General features: G+C 66.7%; 8 protein-coding genes. 6 read left to right on the forward strand and 2 right to left on the reverse strand.

Annotated elements, in window-relative coordinates; genetic code table 11:
• Positions 1-333 (reverse strand): biotin/lipoyl-containing protein (locus ACEN88_RS20695; RefSeq protein ID WP_413342562.1); only part of this gene is annotated, 333 nt, incomplete at its 3' end.
• Positions 334-403: 70 nt separating this feature from the next.
• Positions 404-3,259, reverse strand: a complete 2,856-nt coding sequence (locus ACEN88_RS20700; RefSeq protein WP_413342564.1) for a 2-oxoglutarate dehydrogenase E1 component — start codon at positions 3,257-3,259, stop codon at positions 404-406.
• A gap of 299 nt (positions 3,260-3,558) precedes the next feature.
• On the opposite strand from ACEN88_RS20700, the gene ACEN88_RS20705 reads away from it, so the two are divergent.
• The 6 genes from ACEN88_RS20705 to ACEN88_RS20730 all read left to right on the forward strand — a co-directional run.
• Positions 3,559-4,218 carry a PepSY-associated TM helix domain-containing protein gene (locus ACEN88_RS20705; protein WP_413342566.1) on the forward strand — a complete coding sequence of 220 codons (660 nt, stop codon included), beginning with the start codon at positions 3,559-3,561 and terminating at the stop codon, positions 4,216-4,218.
• Between the two features lie 20 nt (positions 4,219-4,238).
• Positions 4,239-4,751, forward strand: a complete 513-nt coding sequence (locus ACEN88_RS20710) for a DUF2271 domain-containing protein (RefSeq protein WP_413342568.1) — start codon at positions 4,239-4,241, stop codon at positions 4,749-4,751.
• Positions 4,752-4,761: 10 nt separating this feature from the next.
• Positions 4,762-5,574 (forward strand): DUF4198 domain-containing protein, encoded by an 813-nt coding sequence (locus ACEN88_RS20715; RefSeq protein ID WP_413342570.1) that lies wholly within the window; start codon positions 4,762-4,764, stop codon positions 5,572-5,574.
• 2 nt (positions 5,575-5,576) lie between these two features.
• Positions 5,577-6,578 carry an FAD:protein FMN transferase gene (locus ACEN88_RS20720; RefSeq protein WP_413342572.1) on the forward strand — a complete coding sequence of 334 codons (1,002 nt, stop codon included), beginning with the start codon at positions 5,577-5,579 and terminating at the stop codon, positions 6,576-6,578.
• Positions 6,575-6,826 carry a hypothetical protein gene (locus ACEN88_RS20725; RefSeq protein WP_413342574.1) on the forward strand — a complete coding sequence of 84 codons (252 nt, stop codon included), beginning with the start codon at positions 6,575-6,577 and terminating at the stop codon, positions 6,824-6,826. The genes ACEN88_RS20720 and ACEN88_RS20725 overlap by 4 nt, the downstream gene beginning before the upstream one ends.
• Positions 6,754-7,200, forward strand: a 447-nt coding sequence (locus tag ACEN88_RS20730) for a flavodoxin domain-containing protein (RefSeq protein WP_413342576.1), incomplete at its 3' end; no start/stop codon positions are given. The genes ACEN88_RS20725 and ACEN88_RS20730, both read left to right, overlap by 73 nt.

Raw genomic sequence — 7,200 nt, forward strand, 5'->3', positions numbered from 1 at the left:
GGTGACCACTGCGGCGGCAGCCGGTGCGGCAGCGGCTTCGGCAGCGGCAGCCGGCGCAGTGGTCACCTGCAGCGGGCTCACGCCGGCCGAGGCTTCGGTGTCGATGATGGCGATGACTTCACCCGAGACGACGGTACCGCCGTCGTTCTTGATGATTTGCACGATCACGCCGGCAGCCGGTGCCGGCAGTTCCAGGACCACCTTGTCGGTCTCGATGTCGATCAGGTTCTCGTCGCGCGAAACGGCTTCGCCGACTTTCTTGTGCCACGACAGCAGGGTCGCTTCGGCGACCGATTCCGACAATTGGGGGACCTTGACTTCGATTTGTGCCATTTAGAAAACTCCGTTTTTGTATTCTGTGCAAAAAACCCCGCGCCACGGGCGCGGGGTCAATGATCGCTGCTTATTTGGTCAGGACAAAACCCTTCAACTTCGAGAACGCGGTGTCCAGCAGTTCCTTCTGCTGCGCCACGTGCTTGTCGGTGTAGCCGACAGCCGGCGACGCGGAAGCCGGACGGCCGGCGTATGCCAGGCGCTGGCCTGCTTCCATGCTTTCGAACACGTTGTGCTGGATCTGGAACCACGGGCCCTGGTTCTGCGGCTCGTCCTGCGTCCACACCACTTCGGTAGCGTTCGGGAACTTCTTCAGTTCAGCCTGGAACGCCTTGTGCGGGAACGGGTACAGCTGCTCGACGCGGAGGATGGCCGTGTCCGTCGTGCCGCGGGTCTTGCGTGCATTGACCAGGTCGTAGTACACCTTGCCCGAGCAGACGATCACGCGCTTGACCTTGTTGGCGTCGATCTTGTCGTCCAGTTCGCCGATGACGGTCTGGAAGCCGCCCTTGGCCAGGTCGGTCAGCGGCGAGCCGGCGTCCTTGTTACGCAGCAGCGACTTCGGCGTGAAGATGACGAGCGGCTTGCGGAACTGGCGCACCATCTGGCGGCGCAGCAGGTGGAAGATCTGCGCGGCCGTGGTCGGCTGCACGACTTGCATGTTGTGGTCGGCGGACAGTTGCAGGAAGCGCTCGATACGGGCCGACGAGTGCTCCGGACCCTGGCCTTCGTAGCCGTGCGGCAGCATCATGACGAGACCCGACGCGCGGCCCCACTTCACTTCGCCCGACGCGATGAACTGGTCGATTACGACCTGCGCACCGTTCACGAAGTCGCCGAACTGGCCTTCCCAGATCGTCAGCGTGTTCGGCTCGGCGGTCGAATAGCCGTATTCGAAGCCCAGCACCGCTTCTTCCGACAGCACGGAGTCGATGACGGTGAAGTTGGCCTGGTTGTCCGACACGTTCGCCAGCGGCAGGTAGATGCCCTGGTCCCAGCGCTCGCGGTTCTGGTCGTGCAGCACGGCGTGACGGTGCACGAAGGTGCCGCGGCCGGCGTCCTGACCCGACAGGCGGACGGCGTAACCCGAGGCCAGCAGCGACGCGTAGGCCAGGTGTTCGCCCATGCCCCAGTCGAGGTTCAGCTCGCCCTGGCCCATCTTGGAGCGGTCGGCCAGCACTTTCTCGACGAGCGAGTGCAGCTTGAAGTTTTCCGGCACGGTCGTGATGCGCTGGGCCAGGCGTTTCAGCTCGGTCAGCGGCACGGCGGTGTCGGCGGCGTCCGTCCACTTCTTGTTCAGGAACGGCGCCCAGTCGACGGCGTACTTGTTCTTGAAGTCGGTCAGGACCGGGTCGACGGTGTGCTTGCCGGCGTCCATCGCGTTGCGGTACGCGGCCACGAGCTGGTCGCCGCCGTCGGCGGCGATGGTGCCCTGCGCGGCCAGCTTGTCCGCGTACAGCTTGCGGGTGCCCGGGTGCTTGGCGATCTTCTTGTACATCAGCGGCTGGGTGAGAGCCGGCGTGTCCTGCTCGTTGTGGCCCAGCTTGCGGTAGCAGATCACGTCGACGACGATGTCTTTATGGAACTCGGTGCGGTAGTCCATCGCCAGCTGCGAGGCCAGCACGACGGCTTCCGGATCGTCCGCGTTCACGTGCAGCACCGGCGCCTCGATCATCTTGACGACGTCGGTGCAGTACAGTGTCGAGCGCGCGTCGCGCGGGTCGGACGTGGTGAAGCCGATCTGGTTGTTGATGACGATGTGGACCGTGCCGCCCGTGCCGTAGCCGCGGGTCTGCGCCAGGTTCAGCGTTTCCATCACGACGCCCTGGCCCGCGAACGCGGCGTCGCCGTGCACGAGGATCGGCAGGACTTCCTTGCCGAGGCGGTCGCCGCGGCGCTCCATGCGTGCCTTGACGGAACCTTCCACGACCGGGTTGACGATTTCCAGGTGCGACGGGTTGAACGCCAGCGACAGGTGGACCGGGCCGCCCGGGGTCGAGATGTCGCTCGAGAAGCCCTGGTGGTATTTGACGTCGCCGGCCGGCAGGTCGTCGGCGTGCTTGCCTTCGAATTCCTCGAACAGGTCGGACGGGGCCTTGCCCAGCGTGTTGACCAGCACGTTCAGGCGGCCGCGGTGGGCCATGCCGATGACGATTTCCTGCACGCCGTGCTCGCCGGCGCGGCGGATCACTTCGTCCATCGAGGCGATGAACGATTCGCCGCCTTCCAGCGAGAAGCGCTTGGCGCCGACGTACTTGGTGTGGAGGTAGCGCTCCAGGCCTTCGGCCGCGGTCAGGCGCTCGAGGATGTGTTTTTTCTTTTCAGCGGTGAAGGTCGGGGTCGAACGGATCGACTCGAGCTTCTCCTGCAGCCAGCGCTTCTCGGTCGGATCGCTGACGTACATGAATTCTGCGCCGATGGAACGGCAGTAGGTGTCGCGCAACATGTTCAGCAGGTCGCGCAGCGATGCGTCTTCCTGGCCGAAATAGGTGTTGCTGATGTTGAACTTGGTGTCCAGGTCGGCTTCGGTGAAGCCGTAGAAGGCCGGATCCAGTTCCGGGATCGGCGGACGTTCCTGGCGCTGCAGCGGGTCCAGGTTGGCCCAGCGCGAGCCGAGGTAGCGGTAAGCGGCGATCAACTGGGTCACGGCGACGCGCTTGCGGCCGAGTTCAGCGTCCGGCGATGCGGTCACGGTGCGGATCGGGCCCTGCTTGGCGCGTTCGGCGAACGAAGCGATCACGGACGAGTGATCCACGTCCGGCTTGGCGGTACCGTCGACGGCGGGCATGTGCTGCATCGCGTCGAAATAGGCGCGCCAGTTGTCCGGCACGGAGCCCGGATTGTTCAGGTACGCTTCGTACAACTCTTCCACGTACGGCGCATTACCGCCGAACAGGTACGAGTTGGCGTTATATTGTTGCATCATTCTTGCTCACCTTTCTTCGCGTTTCGCGATTTTAGGGCGGGTTAATCTAACCTTCCGCGACACGGCCTGACCGGTTAGCGGATCGCACTTACTTCATATCAAGTTGTGGGGGAAGGACTCTAAAGGCAAATCAATGCAACCGACCTGCCCATTGGCGCACGACATTGTAACGCAAGGATTCGGCCGCCGCTGACCCTGCAACGACATTTTATTCATTCCGATATTACTTTTTTTCACCTTGTCAACTAAATCATGAACCAGCGGTTGACCATCTAAATGATAATCGTTATCATTTGCGCATGCTCCCGACCGGCTCCACATCCCCCACCTCCACCGCGCTGCCCGCCGCGCGGCGTGCCACATTCCTGCGCCAGTTGCATCAATGGCACTGGATCAGTTCCGCCCTGTGCCTGATGGCCATGCTGCTGTTCGCCATCACGGGTTTTACCCTGAACCACGCGTCCCAGATCGAAGCGAAGCCGGCCGTCACGCGCCAGAAGGCCACCCTGCCCCCGGCGCTGCGCACGCAGATCGAGGAATTCGCCGCCGGCCATGCCGACGCCAACGTCCCCCTGCCCGCCCCCCTGGCGGACTGGGCCGAGCAGACGTTCCCCGTGCAGGTGCGCGGCGTGCGCGCCGAATGGAGCGAGGAAGACGCCTACGTCGCCCTGCCCCGCCCCGGCGGCGACGCGTGGCTGCGCATCGGCGCGGACGGCAATGCCGAATACGAATCGACCGACCGCGGCTGGATCTCGTGGCTGAACGACATGCACAAGGGCCGCAACGCCGGTCCCGTGTGGGGCTGGTTCATCGACATCTTCGCCATCGCCTGCGTCGTGTTCTGCGTCACCGGTTTCCTGATCCTGAAATACCACGCGGCCAACCGGCCGTCGACATGGCCCGTGATCGGCCTCGGCATCGTGCTGCCGATCGTGCTGGCCCTGCTGTTCGTTCATTAATCCATCCATCGAAAGCCGACATGAAACTGTCCCACTCGCTCGCCCTGACCCTGCCGCTCGCCTCGAGCTGGGCGATGGCCGCCGACCTCACCGTCAAGTTCGAACTGCCGCAGCTGAACGTGGCGGAGTACCACAAGCCCTACGTCGCGATCTGGATCGAGCGCGCGGACCAGAGCGTCGCCAACACGCTGGCGGTGCTGTACGACGTCAAGAAGCGCGACAACGCGGGCACCAAGTGGGTCAAGGACCTGCGCACGTGGTGGCGCAAGGCCGGCCGCGACGTCACGCTGCCGATGGACGGCGTGAGCGGCGCGACGCGCACGGCGGGCGTGCAGACATTGACCATCCCGGCCGCCCGCGCCGGCCTGGACAAGCTGCCTGCCGGCGACTACAAGCTCGTCGTCGAAGCGGCGCGCGAAGCGGGCGGCCGCGAACTCGTGCGCGTGCCGTTCCACTGGGAGCCGAAATCGAACGTGGCCGCCGCCTTCGCCGGCAAGGAAGAACTGGGCGCCGTGTCGCTCAGCATCAAGTAAGGAGTCCAGCATGCACATCAAGCAGATCGCCATCGCCCTCGCCCTGGCCGGCATCGCCTGCGTCGCGCAGGCGCACCGTCCGTGGATGATCCCGAACACGAGCCTCATCGAATCCGACCGCGGCGAAGCGTGGGCGACCATCGACGCCGCCATCTCGGAAGGCCTGTTCGAGACGGACTTCATGCCGCAGAAGCTGGACGGCCTCACGGTCACCGACCCGGACGGCAACACGGCCCCGGCGCCGGCCGCGACGCTCGGCAAGCACCGCTCCACCGTCGACATCCGGTTGCCGAAGGACGGCACCTACCGCGTCACCCTGGCCGCCGTGAACGTGATGGGCGCCTATAAACTGAACGGCGAGACGAAGCGCTTCCGCGCCACCGAGCAGACCGTCAAGGATGAAATCCCGGCCGGCGCCACGGACGTGCGCAGCATGACGATGGTGCAGCGCCAGGACACGTTCGTCACGCTGAACAAGCCGACGGCGGCCGCGCTGAAGCCGACGGGTTCGGGCCTGGAACTGGTCGCGCTGACGAATCCGACCGAACTGCGCGCCGGCGAAACAGCGAAGTTCCGCTTCCAGCTGGACGGCAAGCCGCTCGCGAATTTCCCGTTCAGCCTGATCCCGGGCGGCGTGAAATACCGCGGCACGCTGAACGAAGTGCGCCTGACGACGGACGCGAACGGCGACGCCAGTTTTACCCTGCCCGCGCCGAACATGTACTGGCTGAGCGCCGCGTATCCGGCCAACGCGCCGCGCGGCCTGGACGGCCCGGCGAAGCGCTACAGCTACTCGGCCACCTTCGAGATCCTGCCGGAGTGACCTTGACCGAACGCGCCGTCCTCATTCCGCTCGACCTCGCCCCGGCCGTGCCGCCGCCGGGCAGCCGGATCCACACGTTCGAAGGCGCGAGCATGGGGACGACGTGGACGGTCAGCGTCGCCGCCGGCCGCATCGACGATCCGCGCCCGGCGCTGCAGGCCGAACTGGATGCGATCGTCGCCCAGATGAGCCATTGGGAGCCCGACTCGCTGCTGTCGCGCTACAACCGCGCGCCGGCCGGCACGTGGGTCGACCTGCCCGCGCAATTCTTCGACGTGATCGACTACGCGCTGTGGGCGCACATGGCCAGCGGCGGCGCATACGATCCGGCTGCGGGCGCCCTCGTCGACCTGTGGGGCTTCGGCGCCGCGCGGCGCTACGATCACACGGGGTTCTATGCGCCGGTCGACGCCGCCATCGGGCAAACGCTGGATCAACGCGCCGCGGCGCGCCTGTCGTTCGACCGCGACGGGCGCCGGCTGCTGCAGCCGGGCGGTCTCCGGCTCGACCTGTCCTCCATCGCGAAGGGTCATGCCGTCGACCGCCTCGCGCAATGCCTCGAGCGGCGGGGGCTCCACCACTACCTCGTCGAGGTGGGCGGCGAATTGCGCGGCGCGGGCGTGAAGCCGGACGGGCATCCGTGGTGGGTGGAGATCGAAGGCGTTCCCGATAGCGCCACGCCGCAGGCCGTCGTCGCGCTGCACGGCTTGTCCATCGCGACGTCCGGCGACTACCGCCAGTATTTCGAACACGGCGCGCGCCGCGTGTCGCACACGCTGGACCCGCGCACGGGCCGGCCCGTCGCCAACGACGTCGCTTCCGTGACCGTGCTGGCGCCCACGTGCATGGAAGCCGACGCGCTGTCGACCGTCCTCGCCGTACTCGGTCCGGACGACGGCGTCGCGTTCGCCGAGGCGCGCGCGCTGGCGGCTCGGGTCCTCGTGCGGCGCGCTGGCACGCTGGACGAAATCGTGACCCCGGCCTGGAAGGCGCTGCTGCAATGACGGCGGAACCGCTGCGCCTCGCCGGCGCGCTGGCCCTGTCCCTGGGCTGGCTCGGGCTGTCGTACCGCATGTGGCGCACCCACCGCAACAGTGCCGCCATGGACGTCAAGGGCGCGGACTGGCTCGTCGTCCACGCCAGCCAGACCGGCAGCGCGGAGATGCAGACGGCGCGCGCGTGCTGTTCATCGCCAGCACGTACGGCGAAGGCGACGCGCCCGACACGGCCGCGCCGTTCGCGGGCCGGTTGATGGCGGCCGGTCTCGACCTGTCCCACCTGCACTACGCCGTGCTCGCGCTGGGCGACAGGAATTACGCGAATTACTGCGGCTTCGGCCGCGCGCTGGACGCCTGGCTCGCGCAACAGGGCGCGACGCGCCTGTTCGACCGCATCGACGTCGACCGCGGCGATGCCAAAGCGCTGGCGGAATGGCAGCACCACGTGGGCCGCCTGGCCGGCACGGACGACGCCCCGGACTGGGACGCGCCCGCGTACGGCAACTGGCGCATCGTCGCGCGCACGCTGGAAAATCCCGGCAGCGCGGGCGCACCGTTGTACCGCGTCGCGCTCGAACCCGTCGGCGGCGCGCTGCCGGCGTGGGAAGCGGGCGACCTCGCCCAGGTC

This window comes from Massilia sp. CT11-108, from assembly GCF_047302915.1.
Lineage (GTDB): Bacteria > Pseudomonadota > Gammaproteobacteria > Burkholderiales > Burkholderiaceae_D > Telluria > Telluria orientalis.